Source organism: Arthrobacter sp. SLBN-122 (assembly GCF_006715165.1).
In the GTDB taxonomy this organism is placed as follows: domain Bacteria; phylum Actinomycetota; class Actinomycetes; order Actinomycetales; family Micrococcaceae; genus Arthrobacter.
The window spans coordinates 1,373,454-1,391,031 of record NZ_VFMS01000001.1; the positions used below are offsets into that span (position 1 = coordinate 1,373,454).

General features: G+C 65.3%; 17 protein-coding genes. 15 read left to right on the top strand and 2 right to left on the bottom strand.

Annotation, left to right across the window (positions count from 1 at the left end; translation table 11 throughout):
• Positions 1 to 90: 90 nt before the first annotated feature.
• Genes FBY36_RS06475 through FBY36_RS06485 form a run of 3 tightly spaced genes read left to right on the top strand, consistent with a single transcriptional unit; the run spans position 91 to position 1,739 of the window.
• The gene (locus FBY36_RS06475; protein ID WP_142117895.1) at positions 91 to 489 is read left to right on the top strand and encodes a hypothetical protein; all 399 of its coding nucleotides are present in this window, start codon (positions 91 to 93) and stop codon (positions 487 to 489) included.
• 9 nt (positions 490 to 498) lie between these two features.
• Positions 499 to 1,071 carry a GNAT family N-acetyltransferase gene (locus FBY36_RS06480; protein ID WP_142117897.1) on the top strand — a complete coding sequence of 191 codons (573 nt, stop codon included), beginning with the start codon at positions 499 to 501 and terminating at the stop codon, positions 1,069 to 1,071.
• Positions 1,068 to 1,739 carry a DNA alkylation repair protein gene (locus FBY36_RS06485; RefSeq protein ID WP_142117899.1) on the top strand — a complete coding sequence of 224 codons (672 nt, stop codon included), beginning with the start codon at positions 1,068 to 1,070 and terminating at the stop codon, positions 1,737 to 1,739. The genes FBY36_RS06480 and FBY36_RS06485 overlap by 4 nt, the downstream gene beginning before the upstream one ends.
• Positions 1,740 to 1,949: 210 nt before the next feature.
• Here the strand turns inward: FBY36_RS06485 and FBY36_RS06490 are convergent, their stop codons facing one another.
• On the bottom strand, positions 1,950 to 2,231 hold the full coding sequence (locus FBY36_RS06490) for a hypothetical protein (protein WP_235008744.1): 282 nt from the start codon (positions 2,229 to 2,231) through the stop codon (positions 1,950 to 1,952).
• Positions 2,232 to 2,493: 262 nt separating this feature from the next.
• On the opposite strand from FBY36_RS06490, the gene FBY36_RS06495 reads away from it, so the two are divergent.
• From FBY36_RS06495 to FBY36_RS06525, 7 genes are all read left to right on the top strand, one after another.
• Positions 2,494 to 3,606 carry a PP2C family protein-serine/threonine phosphatase gene (locus tag FBY36_RS06495; protein ID WP_142117903.1) on the top strand — a complete coding sequence of 371 codons (1,113 nt, stop codon included), beginning with the start codon at positions 2,494 to 2,496 and terminating at the stop codon, positions 3,604 to 3,606.
• The gene (locus FBY36_RS06500) at positions 3,603 to 5,561 is read left to right on the top strand and encodes a glycosyltransferase family 2 protein (RefSeq protein ID WP_142117905.1); all 1,959 of its coding nucleotides are present in this window, start codon (positions 3,603 to 3,605) and stop codon (positions 5,559 to 5,561) included. Before FBY36_RS06495 ends, FBY36_RS06500 begins: the two co-directional genes overlap by 4 nt.
• Positions 5,561 to 5,893, top strand: a complete 333-nt coding sequence (locus FBY36_RS06505; RefSeq protein ID WP_142117907.1) for an STAS domain-containing protein — start codon at positions 5,561 to 5,563, stop codon at positions 5,891 to 5,893. The genes FBY36_RS06500 and FBY36_RS06505 overlap by 1 nt, the downstream gene beginning before the upstream one ends.
• A complete protein-coding gene (locus FBY36_RS06510; protein WP_142117909.1) occupies positions 5,886 to 6,311 on the top strand; it encodes an ATP-binding protein in 426 nt (141 codons plus the stop codon). The genes FBY36_RS06505 and FBY36_RS06510 overlap by 8 nt, the downstream gene beginning before the upstream one ends.
• Before the next feature lie 227 nt (positions 6,312 to 6,538).
• Entirely contained in the window at positions 6,539 to 7,036 is a 498-nt protein-coding gene (gene uraD, locus FBY36_RS06515) for a 2-oxo-4-hydroxy-4-carboxy-5-ureidoimidazoline decarboxylase (RefSeq protein WP_142122521.1), read from the top strand.
• Positions 7,033 to 7,371 (top strand): hydroxyisourate hydrolase, encoded by a 339-nt coding sequence (uraH, locus tag FBY36_RS06520; RefSeq protein ID WP_142117911.1) that lies wholly within the window; start codon positions 7,033 to 7,035, stop codon positions 7,369 to 7,371. The genes uraD and uraH overlap by 4 nt, the downstream gene beginning before the upstream one ends.
• An 80-nt stretch (positions 7,372 to 7,451) precedes the next feature.
• On the top strand, positions 7,452 to 8,261 hold the full coding sequence (locus tag FBY36_RS06525) for an IclR family transcriptional regulator (RefSeq protein ID WP_142117913.1): 810 nt from the start codon (positions 7,452 to 7,454) through the stop codon (positions 8,259 to 8,261).
• A gap of 19 nt (positions 8,262 to 8,280) precedes the next feature.
• Here FBY36_RS06525 and FBY36_RS06530 read toward each other — a convergent pair whose 3' ends face one another.
• Positions 8,281 to 9,213 carry a LysR family transcriptional regulator gene (locus tag FBY36_RS06530; RefSeq protein WP_142117915.1) on the bottom strand — a complete coding sequence of 311 codons (933 nt, stop codon included), beginning with the start codon at positions 9,211 to 9,213 and terminating at the stop codon, positions 8,281 to 8,283.
• Between the two features lie 151 nt (positions 9,214 to 9,364).
• Here FBY36_RS06530 and FBY36_RS06535 point away from each other — a divergent pair, with 151 nt between their 5' ends.
• From FBY36_RS06535 to FBY36_RS06555, 5 genes are all read left to right on the top strand, one after another.
• Entirely contained in the window at positions 9,365 to 10,669 is a 1,305-nt protein-coding gene (locus tag FBY36_RS06535) for an aromatic ring-hydroxylating oxygenase subunit alpha (RefSeq protein ID WP_142117917.1), read from the top strand.
• Positions 10,666 to 12,081 carry a ferredoxin reductase gene (locus tag FBY36_RS06540; protein WP_142117919.1) on the top strand — a complete coding sequence of 472 codons (1,416 nt, stop codon included), beginning with the start codon at positions 10,666 to 10,668 and terminating at the stop codon, positions 12,079 to 12,081. Before FBY36_RS06535 ends, FBY36_RS06540 begins: the two co-directional genes overlap by 4 nt.
• Before the next feature lie 91 nt (positions 12,082 to 12,172).
• Complete coding sequence (locus FBY36_RS06545) at positions 12,173 to 14,095, top strand: BCCT family transporter (RefSeq protein ID WP_142117921.1); 1,923 nt, start codon at positions 12,173 to 12,175, stop codon at positions 14,093 to 14,095.
• A 3-nt stretch (positions 14,096 to 14,098) separates the two neighbouring features.
• Positions 14,099 to 15,028: a formyltetrahydrofolate deformylase gene (purU, locus tag FBY36_RS06550; RefSeq protein ID WP_142117923.1), complete on the top strand. Its 930-nt coding sequence runs from the start codon at positions 14,099 to 14,101 to the stop codon at positions 15,026 to 15,028.
• Between the two features lie 39 nt (positions 15,029 to 15,067).
• A complete protein-coding gene (locus tag FBY36_RS06555; protein ID WP_142117925.1) occupies positions 15,068 to 17,575 on the top strand; it encodes a GcvT family protein in 2,508 nt (835 codons plus the stop codon).
• Positions 17,576 to 17,578 lie beyond the last annotated feature (3 nt).

The window sequence follows — 17,578 nt, forward strand, 5'->3', positions numbered from 1 at the left end:
GTGTAGTGAGGCACCATAATTGCCAACAGGGTGGAAACTAGGCTGATGGGGAGGGCGCTCAACTCCAACCCAACGAGGGAAGGGACGGGCATGGACCACGGGACGGATCAGGAAACCCCGGACGACGGGACGGATCCCCGCCTCCTGCTGCTGTTGGACTCGGTCTTTGGGACAGGCCCCGACGCAACCCTGGAACTCACCGTGGTGGTTGACGGTGCCGTCATTTCGGGGTCGGCTGTGTCGGAGCATTCGTGGACCCAGCGCCAGAATGACCAGGTGCGGATCGGCAGCTGGGCCATCGCCGGGGTTCTCGACTCGTGGGAAGCCGGGGCGGATGCAGCCGATATCCGCACTGGAGGCCAGCCACGGTACATCCATTTCCTGGGGCCAGTCCTGCTTTCCGGAGGTGTCAGGGTGCCCCTCCAGGCAACCAGGGTTGATGTCCGCAAGGTCGCGGCATGGAGCGTCGGCAGGCTACCGGAAGACTAGGATGGCCGCATGGCCATTGAGGTGCACCCGGCGACGAACTTCGAGGACGTGAAGGCAGTGTTGGGGCCCAAGCGGCCTGACGCCACGGTCTGCTGGTGCCTCAGCTACCGGATCCCTTCCAAACAGAACGTTGCCCTCCGTGCTGAAGAGCGCGGGGAGCTGGTCCGGCAGCTGGTGGCTCAGGATCCGCCGCCCGGGGTGGTGGCGTACGACGGCGGCGAACCAGTCGGGTGGGCAGCGGTCCATCCACGTGCGGACACCAGTTTCGCCCGGAACCGAAAAATCCCGCACGTCGACGACCAGGACGCCTGGTCCGTGTGGTGCCTCCGCGTCCGTCCCGGCCACCGCGGCAAAGGTATCTCGCACCATCTCCTGGCCGGCGCCGTGGCCATGGCCCGCTCCCACGGAGCACGCACCATCGAGGGCTATCCCGTAGACAACAAGGGCAGCAAGGTTGACCTCACCATGGCCTACGTGGGCACCCGGAAACTGTTCGAGGACGCAGGCTTCACCAAGGCGGCGGACACCCAATCGGTGCTGAACGGCTTCCCACGGGTACTCATGCGGTTGGAGTTGGCATGACCCGGGCAGTTTTTGAAGCTGTCCTCGCTGAGCTGTCGGCGCTTGAGGACCCACATGTGCGCGGGGCCAATCAAAAGCGCGGGGATGACCACGGCGTCAACCTCGCCCGGCTGCGGGAGATCGCCAGGCGTTTGAAGACCCAGCAGGACCTCGCCCTGGATCTTTGGGCTGCCGGTGACACGGCCGCCCGGCTGCTGGCAGTGTTGATCTGCCGCCCGAAAGACTTTGGTCCGGACGAACTCGACACCATGCTCCGCGAGTCGGGCGCACCCAAACTGCAGGACTGGCTGGTGAACTACGTGGTCAAAAAGACTCCTCACGCCGAGGCACTGCGGCTCGCCTGGATGGCTGATCCCGACGAACGGGTGGCAAGTGCCGGGTGGGAGCTGACCGCCGACCGGGTGGCCAGGAAACCCGATGGACTGGATCTGCCGGGCCTCCTGGACACCATTGAAGCGCAGATGAAGGACGCTCCGGGCCGGCTGCAGTGGTCAATGAACACCACCCTCGCACGGATTGGCATTGGACACGCTGATCTCCGGGTCCGGGCCCTGGACATCGGCGAGCGCCTGGGCGTCCTGAAGTACTACCCCACGCCGCCCAATTGCACGTCGCCGTACGCGCCTGCATGGATCAACGAGATGGTCAGCCGGCAGCAGCGGGCTTGACCGGCAGTACACCCGAGCCGGGACGTGACGGGCTGGCGGGTGGCTACTTCCGCCGCCAGTATTTGCCCCAGTCGACTTCCATGGCCCACAGCGCCAGAAGCAGCGCGTCCATGGTCATCAGCCCTGCCAAAAGGTACGCCCAACCCGCCAAAGCACCCACTGCAATCTCCTGACTATCCCCAGCCAATCGATTGCTGCTAAGTGTGGCACCTAGAGCGCCGGGACGGAATGCCCTCCACCCGCAGTTTTAAAAAGCACGCCCAACCTGTGGTGTGCCTCGGTCTCCAGCTTGAGCCGGCGGGTCAGTTTCTCCACGTGCCGCGACATCTCCTCCCCCACCGGGAGCCGGTCCCCCGGCCAGCTGGACGCTTCCCGTGATTCCGCGAGCGCGTGCTCCAGTTCCCTGGACGCTGCCCGCACTTTGCGTGAATGGAAGTAAAGGCGGAGCAATGCTTTCGCCTTGTCCGCACCGTTCCTTTTTACGTGTTCCATTGGCTTCCCCGCCTTCCGCAAGCCGTGCAGCCCCCAAGCGGCCGTCGTCGTACCGTCTCTTGTGGAAGCTGCTACGTTCCTTCGAGTGTGACCGGCGTTCCTCAACGTCCCGGCAAGCAGATGCCAAGATTTCCGCAAGATCTGCTGAGTGGCCATAAGGAGGGGCGGAAATGGACCCATACAACGGTGCTGTCAGCGAAGTCACGAAAGCCGTGGAGCGCACGACATGCCCTGTGCGCCTTAATACTGTAGAAGTAGAGCTATGGTCTCTCCCCCTGAAATCCGCCGTGCCGTGGTCATTGAAGATGACCCGGACATCCGAGGGCTGCTGGTCCGCGTCCTGGTCAAGCAGGGCTTCGACGTCACCCAGGCCGGTGCAGGGTTGCCGGGCGTGGAGGAGGTCCGCCGCACCAAGCCGGACCTGGTGACTCTGGACCTGAACCTGCCGGACCTTGACGGGCTGGAGGTGTGCAAGCTCCTGCGGGAATTCTCTGACGCATTCATCGTGATGCTCACCGCCCGTGCGGACGAACTCGACAAGCTGACCGGCCTGGACAACGGCGCCGACGAATACATCAGCAAACCGTTCAGCCCCCGGGAACTGCAGTCCCGCATCAATGCCCTGTTCCGGCGCCGTCCCTCGGCTGCAGCCGAATCCGCGGCCCGGGGCGAGCTGGAACGCGCCACCGAAGTGCAGCAAAGCCTCCTGCCCAAGGAAGATATCCGGGTTGACGGTTACGACGTCGCCGGCCTCTTCCGCCCGTCCCGCAGCGTGGGCGGGGACTTCTACGACTGGTACCAGACGCCCGACGGGCTGCACCTTACCTTTGCCGATGCCATGGGCAAGGGCATGGGCGCAGCGCTGATCGCGGCAACAGTCCGGGCAGTGATGCGCTCCACCGGCCTGCGGCAGGACCTGGACGCCGGGTTCGCGGCCGCCAGCAAGGCGATCGCCGCGGACCTGGACTCCTCCAATTCCTTCGTCACCCTGTTCCACGCCCGCCTTGACGCGGCCTCCGGCAAGGTGAGCTATGTCGACGCCGGGCACGGCCTTGCGCTGCACGTCCAGCCAAGCGGCCCGGCAGACCGCCTCCCCTCGGCAGGACCGCCGGTTGGCGCCTGGCCGGGAACCCAGTGGCCGCAGGCGGACCTGGAACTCGCCCCCGGCGATTCGCTGGTGGTGGTCAGCGACGGAGTGCTGGATGTTTTCGGAACCGTGGAGGACTTCGCCGACGCGGTGCAGCAGGCAACCCAGTCCGCAGGTTCGGCGCAGGAAGCCAGCACCTCCATCCTTGGCCTCGCCCCCGCCGAGACGGCCGAAGACGATGTCACGGTGGTTGTGGTCCGGCGCCTGCCCCTGGAAGCCGCGGCGTGACCCGTTTCTGGACCCGGTTGGTGGTTGTCCTCACCGTCCTGACCGGCCTGAATTACATCGCGTGGCGCTGGATGGCGTCCCTGAACTGGGAGGCGTGGTGGATCGCCCTGCCCCTGGTGGTGGCGGAAACCTACAGCCTCATCGACGTCATGCTCTTCGGCATGACCGTGTGGAAACTGAAGATCCGCAAGGGCGCTCCCGCGCCGCCGCACGATGCGACCGTGGACGTCTTCATCACCACTTACAACGAAGACCTGGACATGGTCCTCACCACTGCGCTCGCGGCTCAGAAGATCCGGCACCCGCACAGCACCTGGATCCTGGACGACGGAGCCCGGCCCGAGCTCCAGGCCCTGGCTGAACAGCATGGCCTGGGCTACGTGACCCGCAGCGGGGACTGGACCAAGGACCTCCCCCGCCACGCCAAGGCCGGCAACCTGAACAACGCCCTCATGGTCACCCACGGCGAGTTCCTGCTGATCCTGGACGCGGACCAGATCCCCGAGCCGGACATCCTGGAGAAAACGCTGGGCTACTTCAACAACCGCCGGGTGGCCCTGGTCCAGACACCGCAGTACTTCAGCAACGTCCCCGCCGATGATCCGCTCGGCAGCCAGGCGCCGCTGTTCTACGGCCCCATTCAGCAGGGCAAGGACGGCTGGAACGCCGCCTTCTTCTGCGGTTCCAACGCCATCCTGCGCCGTGAGGCCCTGATGCAGCTGGGCCTGGTGGGGTACGTCAAGGAAACCGAGAAGAGCATCCGCCGCGCCCTGGCCGCCTCCCGTGCAGCCATCAAGCAGGCCCGCAAGTCAGCGGACGTGGACTCACCCCTGGTGGCGGAGGTCCTGGACGAGGTGGAGGCAGCCACCCGCGAAGCCCAGGAGGAAGTGGACGCCGGCAGGCCCCTCGGCGAGGTCACGTACCGGGTCCGCCGCCGGGTGGATGCCGCCGTGCAGACCCTGGTCCAGGCCGACGTCGCCGCACTGCAGGCGGACCTCGAAGAGATCGCCGCCATGGAACTGGCCCACGTGGGCGAGTCCGGCGTCCCGGTGGTGGCTGACGACGCCGTCCAGCGCATGTCCGCCCGCGACTGGTCCCCGCTGGGCGCCCTGGAATCCGTCCAAGCCGTCCTGGATGCCCTGACGGTGGAACGAAGCGACGAAGCCCAGCCGGTGATGCCGCTGGCCACCATCTCCGTCACCGAGGACATGGCCACCGCCATGCGCATGCACGCCATGGGCTGGGAGAGCGTCTACCACCACGAGATCCTGGCCTACGGCCTGGCGCCCGAGGACATCGCCACCATGCTCACCCAGCGCCTCCGCTGGGCGCAGGGCACCATCCAGGTGCTGCTCCGCGAAAACCCTCTGGTCCAGAAGGGCCTCAAGCTGGGCCAGCGCCTGATGTACTTCGCCACCATGTGGACCTACCTCAGCGGGTTCGCGGCGGTCATCTACTTCGCGGCCCCCATCATCTACCTGCTGCTGGGCATCCTGCCGGTCAGCAGCCTGAGCTGGGACTTCTTCATCCGCTTCATCCCGTTCATGGTGGTCAACCAGCTGCTGTTCGCCGTGGCCGGCCGCGGCATCCCCACCTGGCGCGGGCAGCAGTACAGCCTGGCGCTGTTCCCCACCTGGATCAAGGCATGCACGACGGCGGCCCGCAACGTATGGTTCGGCCGTCCCCTTGGGTTTGCGGTCACCCCCAAGGCGCGCCAAAGCGGCGGACCCAGCTGGAGCCTCATCCGGCCCCAGATCGTGGTGTCCATCCTGCTGGCCGTGGCCGCCGCCGTCGGAATCATCCGCCTGGCCACGGGACTGGCGGAACCTCTGGGCACCCTGGTCAACGTTGTTTGGGTGGTCTTTGACCTGGTGGTCATGAGCATCCTGGTCCGCGCCGTGCTCTACAAGGGGTACGAACCGGCCGCAGAACCTGCAAACAGAGAGGAACCCTGATGGAGTTCAGTTACGAGGTCAAAGATTCCTACGCCGAGGTCAAGGCGGACGGGCGGCTCAACATGGTCTCCGCGCCCAAGCTGCGCGAATTCGTTACGGACGTCATTGCCGGTGGCTCCAACCGGATCGTGGTGAACCTGGAAAGCACCGCCTTCATGGACTCCTCCGGGCTGGGCGCGCTGATCGGCTGCCTCAAGGCGGCCCGCCAGGCAGGCGGGGACCTCCGGATCGCCGCGGTGCAGCCACAGGTGAACATGGTCTTGAAGCTGACCAGCATGGACAAGGTCCTCACGGCCTACGCCACGGCTGAAGAGGCGTTCAGCAATGACTGAGGTCCTGGCCTCGCGCAGCTTCCGGGGGCCCGCTGCCGAGGACGCCATTGAGTCGGTCCACAACGACCTGGACAGCCTCTGGCTGGACGTTCCGTTCGTCAATGACATGGACCAGATGACGTTTACGACGGCGGTCATTGAGTCCGCGTCCAACATCGTCCAGCACGCGCAGCCCGCCGGTGACCGGGAAGTGGAACTTGGGGTGGAGACCACCGTGCAGCCCGCACTGCTCCAGGCCCGGGTGAGCGCCTACTACGCCAAGCCGCCGTTCGGCCCCATGGAGCCGGCCACGCCGGGCGACGACGCCGAGTCCGGACGGGGCCTGGCGCTGATCGAGGCGCTGGTCACCACGGTCACCTTCGAGCGCCAGGGCGCCACCAACACCTGGGTGTTGTCCAGGACGTCCTCCCAGGATTAGGACTCTCCCGGCTGGGGCTGGTGGTTGTTGAACCGACATGACTGAAGCTGCGACGTCACCGCTTGACACCTCCCCGTGGCTGCTCTTGAATATTAACGTATGCTGAAATAACAGTTCCATGATGCGGAAGCCCTGTTGATGGTGATCCATAAACGGGCGCCGGGCTCTCCGGCATCCGCATAGCCGTCACCATGGATGCCAGCATGACCATCGAGGAAGACGCCAGCATGAAGCTTGCCGAATTCAACGCCGCCGGTTCCGCTGCGGCCCAGGCCACCCTCCGGCCCTGCATCGACGTCAGCCGCTGGGTGGAGGCGGTGGCGGCAGCACGGCCGTTCAGCAGCCGTAACCAGCTGCTGGAGTTCGCCGCCCAGGCAGCAAATCCCTTCACCCGCGCAGAGGTTGAAGCCGCCATGGCCCATCATCCCAGGATCGGGGAACGTCCGACGGCGGCCAGCACCGAAGCGTCCATGTCCCGTTCCGAGCAGGCCGGGGTGGACCCCGCGGATGCTGCGGCGGCCGAGGCCCTGGCCCGGGGGAACCGCGAGTATGAGGAGAAGTTCGGCCGGGTCTTCCTGATCCGGGCCGCCGGCCGCACCGCCCCGGAGATCCTGCGGGCCCTGAACCAGCGGCTCACCAACTCCCCCGGCCAAGAAGACACCATCGTGGCCCAGCAGCTGCGCGAGATCGCCGTACTGCGGCTTGAAGGACTGATCAGCGAATGAGCGTTTCCCACGTCACCACCCACATCCTTGACACCGGTGCCGGGCGCCCGGCGGCGGGGGTCGCCGTCGTCCTTTTGAAGAACGACGGCGGCACCTGGCAAGAGCTGGCGGCGTCCAGCACGGATGCGGACGGCCGGGCGAAGGACCTGGGGCCGGAGCAGCTGGAACCCGGGCACTACAAGCTGAACTTCGCCACGGGCAAGTACTACGCCGGACTGGGGACGGCAACGTTCTTCCCCGAGGTGGACCTGGTCTTCGAAGTCACCGGCCCCGAGCATTACCACGTGCCCCTGCTCCTGAGCCCGTTCGCCTACTCCACCTACCGCGGCAGCTAAGCTCCAACTCGCGGGCCTCAGCATCAATCGCGTAACCCAATGTCAAGGCCGTCACAGTTCCCGGCATAGGATCAGGAAGTATGGCTTCGAAGAGAGATCCTGAATCCGATATCGATGCCGACGGCGGCCAGTCCGGCGGGGTGCAGTCCGTGGAGCGCGCCCTGACGGTCCTGGAAATCCTGGCCCGGGAGGGGCATGCCGGGGTGAGCGAGATCGCCGAGGAGATGGGGATCCATAAATCCACCGTGTCGCGGCTGATCGGGTCCCTGGTAAGCCGGGAGATGGTCCATCAGAACACGGAGCGCGGAAAGTACCAGCTCGGGTTTGGCATCCTGCGCCTGGCCAGCTCCATTCCCGGGCGGCTCAGCCTGGTCCACGAGGCACGGCCCGTCCTGGAAAGCCTGGCGGAGGAATTCAAGGAAACCGTCAACCTCGCCGTCCTGCGTTCAAACTACGCGGTGAACGTGGACCAGGCCATGGGCCCCTCCACGCTGGCCACCTACGACTGGGTGGGAAGCCTGACACCGCTGCACGCCACGTCCAGCGGAAAAGTCCTCCTGGCCGCCCTGGATGCCGGCGAAAGGGACCGCATCCTGAAGGAGGCCGGGCTGGGGGAACGCACTTCCCGGACCATCACCAGCCGCAAGGAACTCGACGCACAGCTGCTCGAGGTGGCTGCCAAGGGGTACGCCGTGGTGCGCGAGGAGTTCGAGATTGGCCTCAATGCAGTTGCGGTGCCCGTCTACAACCACCAGGGTGAGGTTCTTGGCGCCCTCAGCATCTCAGGCCCGGCCTTCCGCTTCGACCCCGAGCAGACTCCGGGCCTGCTGGAGAAGCTCAAGGAAGCCGGACTCAAGGTCAGTGCCAACATGGGCTACACGCACCGCTGAGGACGGACGCCGGCAGCGCTCAAAGATCCTCGTCGAGCCGGCTGGTGAGGATCCGGTTGGCGTTGACCTGCAGGATGTCGAGCGACTCCTGGATCAGGGGTGAGGCGATGCTGCCCCTGCGCACCGCGGCCACAATGCGGCGCGTGGGTTTTGCCTTCCCGGTGATGCGCAGCCGAACCACATTTTCGGCACCGTGCAACGGTGCCAGCCGGGGCAACAGCCCGACGCCCAGCCCCGCACCGACGAATGCGATGTGGGTTTCCCATTCAACGGCCTCATGGGCAATCCGCGGTGTCACCCCAACTGCCGTGAACGCCGCGGTGAAGAGCGAATGGTAAGTGGAACCGGCGGCCTCCGTAATCCATGGTTCCGACGCCAGCTCTTCAAGCGTCGCTGTTCCCCGTGAGGCCAAGGGATGGTCACCGGGAATGATCACGTCCAGCGGATCATCGAGCAGGACTTTCTGCTCGAAGCGCGGGTCATCCTCGCCATAACTGCCGGACTGCATGGCAACAATGACTGCAAGGTCGATTCGTTCCGCAACCAACAAGTCGAAGCAGCGGGCCGGATCAGCCTCCAGAACCTGTACCTCCAGCATGGGGCGTGTTGAGCGCAGAGTGGCGGCCAGCGGCGCGAGCAAGTGGGCGGCTGCAGAGGAGAATCCACCGAGGCCAAAGTGGGACTGCACCTGGTCGCCGGCCTCCATGGCTGCGGCGCGCAGCCTCTCCCACTCGGCAATAAGGGGATCCGTGCCCGCCACGAGAAAACGTCCCGTGGCGGTAAGCCGCAAGCCCCGGCCGTCTTTCGTCAGCAGCTGCATTCCAAGCACGCGCTGGAGCTCCCGCAATTGAGCGGAGACGGCGGAGGCAGAGTAGCCGGTAAGTTCCGCGGTGGCGCCGATGGTGCCACAGCGGGCAAACACCCGGAGAGTGATGAGCCGCGGATCGATCATGCACCTATTCTGCATGGTTATCTTCAAAATCTCGCGCTTTTGTTGCACCGCCTGTGACCCTAATCTCATCACTACAAGTACTTTGACCCTGCCGCCAGCACCCGTGGTCAACACGCAACACCCACTACCCATGCCTCCCGGGAGGAAGCCCATGACTGCTTCAGTGAACGTCCCCCTCAATTCACGCGGAAAACTCGCTGCCTCATTGCCTGCCGAGCAACTGGCAGAGATCACCGCCCTGTTTGAGTTCCGGCGCACCGGCTACTCCCTCGATGCCCCCTTCTACACCGATCGTTCGATCTTCAACATCGACATGGAGGCGATCTTCGGCCAGCACTGGATCTTTGCCGCCAGCACCGCCGAACTGCCGGAGCCGGGCGACTACGTCACCGTTGACTACGGGCCCTACTCCCTGATTGTGCTGCGGAACGACGACGGCGGCGTGAACGTCCTGCACAACGTATGCCGCCACCGCGGCGCCCGCGTTCTCACCGAAGCTGCCGGGTCAACCGGAAACCTTGTCTGCGGCTACCACTCCTGGACCTATTCCCCGGAGGGCAACCTGATCCATGCCTCCGCGCCGGGGGAAACGAAGTTCGACAAGAGCTGCTTTGGCCTCAAGCGCGCCCACGGCCGTGAGGTCGCCGGCCTGATCTTCGTCTGCCTTGCGGATGAACCGCCGGCAGACTTCGACGAAACCGCAAAGATCTTCGAGCCCTACCTGGCGCCCCACGATCTCTCGAAGACAAAGGTCGCCTACCAGCAGAACATCATCGAAGAGGGCAACTGGAAGCTCGTCATGGAGAACAACCGTGAGTGCTACCACTGCGACGGCCACCCTGAGCTCGCCTGCTCCCTCTTCCCGACCTGGGGCCTGACGGAAGGCCTGATCCCGGCGCACCTTGAGGAGGTGTGGGACCGTAACAAGCAAGCCGAGGCCTCGCTCGAGGAGCGTTGCCGCCGCTACGGCCTTCCCTACGAGGTGGTGGAGCAGCTGGACACGCGCATCGCGGGAATCCGCATTTCACGGGAACCCCTCGATGGCGAGGGTGAATCCTTCTCCGCTGACGGGCGGAGGCTTTCCAAGAAGCTGCTCGGTGACTTGCCCGACTTCCGCCTTGGCCGCTGCTCAATGCACCTGCAGCCCAACAGCTGGTTCCATTTCCTCGGCGACCACGTCATCACGTTCGGTGTCTTCCCCATCAACGAACACCAGAGCCTGGTACGCACCACGTGGCTGGTGGCTGACGACGCCGTGGAAGGCGTCGACTACGACCTGGAGAAGCTCACCTACACCTGGAAGCAGACGAACCTGCAGGACAAGGCGTTCGTGGAGCTGTGCCAGCAGGGTGCCGGCAGCCCCGCCTATGAGCCCGGTCCCTACATGAAGAGCGAATACCAGGTGGAGGCGTTCATCAACTGGTACGTGCAGCGCGTGCAGGAGCACTTGGCATGATTGAACTCCTCACCGAAACGGCAATCCAGGAACCACAGCGAATCCGCGGTCTGGAGATGCCGTGGAACAGGGTGATGGGAAGCCCGGAGACACCCGCCCGGGCAGCCCGCGCATTGGGGCCATGGCACCCCCAGGAGTTCATGGCCGAATGCGTCGAGACTGTTCCCGAGGCCGGTGCCATGATGACCTTCGTGTTCCGCCGCTGTGACGGTGCACCCCTTGCATTCCGTGCGGGCCAGTACGTGAACGTTGCATTTCCGGTCAATGGCGAAGACCAGGAGCCGGTAGACCGCAGCTACTCGCTGTCCAGCTCACCCACCCAGCCGTGGACCTTCAGCATCACCGTCAAGTGCGACCCCACAGGACTGGTCTCGCCCTGGGTGCACGAGAACGTCAGACCCGGCACCATCCTTGAGATGCTGGGACCGGTGGGAGCCTTCCACCTGCCCGACGCTGACCGGCGGGCACGGTATCTCCTGCTTGCCGCCGGCGCAGGCATCACTCCGGTCATGTCCATGGTCCGGACCATCCACTCACTGCCCGGGCACGCCGATGTTGTTGTGCTTTACCACGGCTCGGATGCCGGCGGCTTTGCCTTCCACCGGGAGCTGGCCTATATCGCCTCCGTGGACTCTCGTTTCAAGGTCCACTACTCCCTGGGCGACCGCAGCGTACCGGAGCGGTGGGAAGGGCTTAGAGGAAGGCTGACGGCGGCCATGCTCGAGGAGGTGGCCCCCGATGCCAACGGCCGCCAGGTGTACGCCTGTGGTCCCGAGGGCTACTTGAACACCGCCACCGAGCTCCTCCAAAAGGTCGGCGTCGATGACACTTCCATCTACATGGAGTTCTTCTCGGGAGACCGCCAGACGCTCCTTGAATACCAGGCGGAGGTGGCGCTGGCAACGGACATTGCAGAGGAAATCGCCGAGGAAATCGCTGATTCCGCCGAGGACTACTTTGAAGGCCAGCCCGCAGCGTTCGGGCTCTACGAGCCCGGCTACGACGCCGACGGGACCCTGGAGGCCTCGGGGCTGCCACTGGAAATCAGTGACCCGGAAGCACCCGGCTCCGACCCCGCCGTCGACAGCCCGGGCATGGAGCCGGAAGCCGGTTCCCCGGATGCCTCAAGCTTCGACACCGTGGGAACAGGCAGCCTCACCATGTCCTTCATGCGTACCGGCATCAATGTCCGGATCGACCCCACCGAGCACATTCTCGAAGTGGCCCAGCGTGCGGGCGTCAGGATTGGCGCGAACTGCAAGGAAGGCATGTGCGGCTCCTGCAAGGTCGTCAAGCTTTCAGGGGAGGTCGAAATGAACCACCAGGGCGGGATCCGGGCGCGGGAAATCTCTGCAGGCAAGTTCTTGCCCTGCTGCTCCACGGCCCAGACGGACCTGGTGATAGATGCCTAGCACTTGTTCAACCCAGGAAGACCCATCTTCCGCCCGGCTCGGGGACGCCGGAGTACAACTCAGCCCATGAATTCAAACCAAAGGACTTGACATGGCTTTGAACAGCGACATCCGCCCGGATGCCCAACCCCACCTTGAGCTGGAGGAGCCCAACCTCGTTTCCGCAACGGAGAACCCTCCTTCCTCCCACGAACCACATGACGTGGAGGACACCCAGCAGATCATGCAGGAACTCCGCCAGACCAAGGCCGAACACGCTGTGGCACAACGGCGGAACCGCAAACTCACCCTCGACAAGGCCACCTTTGGCATCACAGGCGTCCTGGCACTGGCCTTCGTTGCCTGGGGCTTCCTGGGCCGGGACAGCCTGGCCGCCACGTCAACAGCCGCCCTCGGGTGGGTGATGGAATACACCGGCTGGCTCTTTATGGTCCTGGCCTCGCTGTTCGTTGTTTTCGTCCTCTGGCTGGCCTTAGGCAAGTGGGGCAACATTCCCCTCGGCAAGGACGGTGAGAAGCCCGAGTTCCGGACCGTGTCATGGATTGCCATGATGTTTGCGGCCGGCATGGGCATCGGCCTCATGTTCTACGGTGTGGCCGAGCCGCTCTACCACTACATCTCCCCGCCGCCCGGAACGGTGGACGGCCGCACTCCTGCCGCAATCCAGACAGCCATGGCCACCTCCATCTTCCACTGGACCCTTCATCCCTGGGCCATGTACGCCGTCGTTGGAATCGCCATGGCCTACGGCACCTACCGCCTGGGCCGCCGGCAGCTGATCTCCGCTGCCTTTACCTCACTCTTCGGGCTCCGGGCCGTGGAAGGCCCCGCCGGGAAGTTCATCAACATCCTGGCCATCTTCGCCACCCTCTTCGGCACCGCCGCATCCCTGGGCCTCGGCGCCCTCCAGATCGGCAGCGGCCTGACCTCGAACGGCTGGGTCGGGGAAATCGGCACCCCGGTCCTGGTGGCCATCGTTGCCATCCTGACCGCGTGCTTTGTGGCTTCGGCCGTTTCCGGCATCAGCAGGGGCATCCAATGGTTGTCCAACATCAACATGGTGCTGGCCGTGGTCCTGGCGCTCATCGTCTTCATTGCCGGGCCTACCCTGTTCATCCTGAACCTCATCCCTGCCGCCGTGGGGGACTACGCGAGGGACCTCGCGGAAATGTCCTCCCGCACCGAGGCGGTAGGTGATGAAGCCCTGCGCAAATGGATGTCCGGCTGGACCATCTTCTACTGGGCCTGGTGGGTCTCCTGGACACCGTTCGTGGGAATGTTCATCGCCCGCATCAGCCGCGGCCGCACCATCCGCCAGTTCGTCACCGGCGTCCTGCTGGTTCCCAGCATCGTCAGCGTCATCTGGTTCGGCATCTTTGGCGGCACGGCCTTCCACATCCAGCAGGAAGCGGACAAGGCGGGAACGCCGGGAATGGTGACCACCACCAACGGGGTCCCGAGCATCGACTTCGACGGTGCACTGTTCGACCTGGTGAAGAACATGTCCATGCCGGCCTGGCTGACCGCGGCCGTCATCGTCCTGGCCATGGTTCTGGTGGCCATCTTCTTCATCACCGGAGCCGACTCGGCGTCGATCATCATGGCCTCCCTGAGCTCCAACGGCGCCGCCGATCCCAAGCGCGGCCTGGTCATCTTCTGGGGGCTCCTCACCGGCGCCGTGGCAGCGGTCATGCTGCTGGCCGGCGGCGACGAGCCATCGGAAGCGCTCTCCGGCCTCCAGCGCATCACCATCGTGGCGGCCCTGCCGTTCGTGCTGGTCATGCTGCTGCTGTGCTTCGCACTGGTCAAGGACCTGCGCCGCGATCCGCTCTCCCTGCGGCGCCGCCTGGCCGACTCCGTGGTGGAGCGTGCCATCCGCACAGGCGTGGACCAGCACGGCGGCGCCCAGTTCGACCTCGTTACCAAACATCAATGTGATCAGCGCTGTCCCGACGACGGCCGCTGCGCGGCTTCCTCCGCTGACACCCAAGCCCACGCAAAGAACCAGGAGTAGACCATGACCACAGTCCTTGAGGGCCGCCCCACCGCTAACGTGACGGCGGAAGCAGGCGCCGTCGCCGGCGTCCGCAGCACCGACACGGCACAGTACGTCCTTACGCTTGCGTGCCCGGAGCGCCCCGGAATCGTCCGGGCCATCACCGCATTCCTCGCTGACCGCGGCTTCGACATCGTTGAACACCAGCAGTTCGATGACCACATGAGCGGCAAGCTCTACCTGCGCACGGCCTTCACCCCGGGAGACAAGGAAGTTTCCCCGGAAGGACTCAGCGCTGAATTTGCCGCCGTTGCCGACGAATTCGGCATGGAGTTCACCATCCACGACGGCCGCCCGCAGCGCGTGCTGGTGATGGTTTCAAAGTTCGGCCACTGCCTCAACGACCTGATCTTCCGCTGGCGCGCCGGCAGCCTGGGTGCGGAGATCGCCGTCGTGGTGTCCAACCACGAGGACCTCCGTCCCATGGCGGAAGCCGCCGGCCTGCCGTTCATCCACGTCCCCGTCACCGCGGACACCAAGCCCCAGGCCGAGGCGCGACTGCTGGAACTGGTTGAGGAGTACCAGGCAGACCTGGTGGTCCTGGCCCGCTACATGCAGGTACTCTCGGACGGCCTCAGCAAGACCCTTCGCGGCCGCGCCATCAACATCCACCATTCCTTCCTGCCGGGGTTCAAGGGCGCCAAGCCTTACCACCAGGCCTATGACCGCGGCGTGAAGCTGATCGGAGCCACCGCGCACTACGTCACCGCGGACCTGGACGAGGGCCCGATCATCGAGCAGGAAGTGTTCCGCGTGGACCACAGCCTGGACCCGAACGCCCTGGTCACGGTAGGCAGGGACGCCGAATCCCAGGCTCTGTCCCGCGCAGTCAAGTGGCACTGCCAGCACCGGGTCCTGCTCAACAACACCCGCACCGTCGTCTTCCGCTAACGCCAACGCCCGCCAAGCAAAACAGGAGAAACAACACCCATGAGCGCATCACCACGCGTTGTCATTATCGGCGCCGGCATTGTCGGAACCAACCTTGCCGACGAACTCACTGCCCGAGGCTGGACCAACATCACGGTGGTGGAACAGGGACCGCTGGAACTTGCCGGCGGCTCCACGTCGCACGCGCCGGGCCTGGTATTCCAGAACAACCAGTCACGGACCATGACCGAATTCGCCACCTACACGGTGAACAAGCTTCTGGCCCTGAGCAAGGACGGCGAGTCCTGCTTCAACCAGGTGGGCGGCCTGGAGCTGGCCACCACCCCCGAACGACTGGCCGATCTCCACCGCAAGATGGGCGTGATGACCTCCTGGGGCGTCGAAAGCCGGATCGTCGACGCCGACGAATGCGAAAAGATCTACCCCCTCCTGAACACCGGCAAGCTCACCGGCGGGCGCGAAGTCCTGGGCGGCCTGCTCATCCCCACCGACGGCCTGGCCCTGGCCGCCCGTGCGGTGCAGCTGCTGATCGAGCGCTCCACCGAGGCCGGCGTGACCTACCTCGGCTCCACCACGGTGACCGGCATCGCCCAGGAGGGCGGCAAGGTGACCGGCGTCGAAACGGACAACGGACTGATCCCGGCGGACATCGTGGTGTCGTGCGCAGGCTTCTGGGGCCGTGAACTCGGCAGGATGGTGGGGCTGGAAGTCCCGCTGCTGCCGCTGGCCCACCAGTACGCCATCAGCACCCCGCTGACCGAACTCCAGGGCGTCAACGAACTCCCCAATGGAGCCAGCAAGCCCATCCTGCGCTTCCAGGACAAGGACCTGTACTACCGCGAATGGGGCGACCGCATCGGCATCGGCAGCTACGCCCACCGTCCCATGCCGGTGGACATGTCCGCCCTGCCGAAGGTCCCCGCAGAGGAAATGTCGGACCACCGCATGCCCTCCCGCCTGGAGTTCACCCTGGAAGACTTCCTGCCCGCCTGGGAGGACAGCCAGGACCTGCTGCCGGCGCTGCGCAGCTCGGAGATCCAGGACGGCTTCAACGGCATCTTCTCCTTCACCCCGGACGGCGGCCCGCTCATGGGCGAGGCGCCGGACCTGGAAGGCTTCTTCGTGGCCGAAGCCGTTTGGGTTACGCACTCCGCGGGTGTCGCGAAAGCCATGGCCGAGCTCCTCGTGGACGGCCGGCCGCAGACGGACCTGCACGGCTGCGAGCTCACCCGCTTCGAGAAGGTCCAGACCTCCGACGCGTACGTCAGCGAAACCTCACAGCAGAACTTTGTGGAGATCTACGACGTGATGCACCCGCTGCAGCCCCGCGAATCCCCGCGGGACCTGCGGGTGAGCCCGTTCAATGTCCGGCAGAAGGAGCTGGGGGCGTTCTTCCTGGAGTCCGCCGGCTGGGAGCGCCCGCACTGGTTCGAGGCCAACCGCGGCCTGCTCGAAGAGCTTCCTGCCGAATGGCAGGCGCCGGAGCGCGACTCCTGGTCCGCCCTGTTCTCCTCCCCCATTTCCGCAGCCGAAGCGTGGAAGACGCGCACCGCCGTCGGACTTTACGACATGACGCCCCTGAAGCGGCTGTCCGTGGTGGGCCCGGGCGCGCAGGCTCTGCTGCACCGGCTCAGCACGGGCAACATTGCCAAGAAGCCCGGTGCCGTAACGTACTGCCTGCTGCTGGAGCACGACGGCGGCATCCGCAGTGACGTGACCGTCGCGCGGCTGGCGGAGGAGGACTTCCAGCTGGGCGTCAACAGCAACGTCGACTTCGACTACCTCCGGGTGGAGGCCCGGAAGCAGTCCGCCGCCGATCCCTCCCAGTGGGTGCATGTCACAGACATCACCGGCAGCACCTGCTGCATCGGCCTGTGGGGGCCGCTGGCCCGCGAGGTGATCGGCAAGGTCAGCTCCGACGACCTGACCAACGACGGCCTGAAGTACTTCCGCACCAAGGAAATCTCGGTTGGCGGCATCCCCGTCACGGCCATGCGCCTGTCCTACGTGGGTGAGCTCGGCTGGGAGCTCTACACCACGGCGGAGTACGGGCTTAAGCTGTGGGACCTGCTGTTCGAGGCAGGCCAGGAGCACGGCATCATTGCCGCCGGCCGCGGAGCGTTCAACAGCATGCGCCTTGAGAAGGGCTACCGGCTGTGGGGCACGGACATGACGTCCGAGCACCACCCGTACCAGGCCGGCCTGGGCTTCTCGGTGGCTAAGGACAAGACCGGGTTCGTGGGGGCGGAAGCCCTGGCGGCCCTGCGGGAACAGCCCGCCGCCAAGACCCTGCGCTGCCTGACGGTCGACGACGGGACGTCCATTGTGCTGGGCAGGGAACCGGTGTACGTGGCAGGGGAAGCCGCGGGCTACGTGACCAGCGCGGCGTACGGCTACACAGTGCGCAAGCCGATCGCCTACGCCTGGCTGCCCTCTTCGGTGTCTGAAGGCGACAGCGTGGAGATCGAGTACTTCGGCACCCGCATCGCCGCCACTGTCACCGCTGAACCGCTGTTCGATCCGGGCATGGAGCGCATCCGCGGCTGAGCC

Coding starts and splice junctions, on each gene's coding strand:
- FBY36_RS06475 (WP_142117895.1), top strand. CDS start 91: ATGGACCACGGGACGGATCAGGAAACCCCGGACGACGGGACGGATCCC.
- FBY36_RS06480 (WP_142117897.1), top strand. CDS start 499: ATGGCCATTGAGGTGCACCCGGCGACGAACTTCGAGGACGTGAAGGCA.
- FBY36_RS06485 (WP_142117899.1), top strand. CDS start 1,068: ATGACCCGGGCAGTTTTTGAAGCTGTCCTCGCTGAGCTGTCGGCGCTT.
- FBY36_RS06490 (WP_235008744.1), bottom strand. CDS start 2,231: ATGGAACACGTAAAAAGGAACGGTGCGGACAAGGCGAAAGCATTGCTC.
- FBY36_RS06495 (WP_142117903.1), top strand. CDS start 2,494: ATGGTCTCTCCCCCTGAAATCCGCCGTGCCGTGGTCATTGAAGATGAC.
- FBY36_RS06505 (WP_142117907.1), top strand. CDS start 5,561: ATGGAGTTCAGTTACGAGGTCAAAGATTCCTACGCCGAGGTCAAGGCG.
- FBY36_RS06510 (WP_142117909.1), top strand. CDS start 5,886: ATGACTGAGGTCCTGGCCTCGCGCAGCTTCCGGGGGCCCGCTGCCGAG.
- uraD (WP_142122521.1), top strand. CDS start 6,539: ATGAAGCTTGCCGAATTCAACGCCGCCGGTTCCGCTGCGGCCCAGGCC.
- uraH (WP_142117911.1), top strand. CDS start 7,033: ATGAGCGTTTCCCACGTCACCACCCACATCCTTGACACCGGTGCCGGG.
- FBY36_RS06525 (WP_142117913.1), top strand. CDS start 7,452: ATGGCTTCGAAGAGAGATCCTGAATCCGATATCGATGCCGACGGCGGC.
- FBY36_RS06530 (WP_142117915.1), bottom strand. CDS start 9,213: ATGATCGATCCGCGGCTCATCACTCTCCGGGTGTTTGCCCGCTGTGGC.
- FBY36_RS06535 (WP_142117917.1), top strand. CDS start 9,365: ATGACTGCTTCAGTGAACGTCCCCCTCAATTCACGCGGAAAACTCGCT.
- FBY36_RS06540 (WP_142117919.1), top strand. CDS start 10,666: ATGATTGAACTCCTCACCGAAACGGCAATCCAGGAACCACAGCGAATC.
- FBY36_RS06545 (WP_142117921.1), top strand. CDS start 12,173: ATGGCTTTGAACAGCGACATCCGCCCGGATGCCCAACCCCACCTTGAG.
- purU (WP_142117923.1), top strand. CDS start 14,099: ATGACCACAGTCCTTGAGGGCCGCCCCACCGCTAACGTGACGGCGGAA.
- FBY36_RS06555 (WP_142117925.1), top strand. CDS start 15,068: ATGAGCGCATCACCACGCGTTGTCATTATCGGCGCCGGCATTGTCGGA.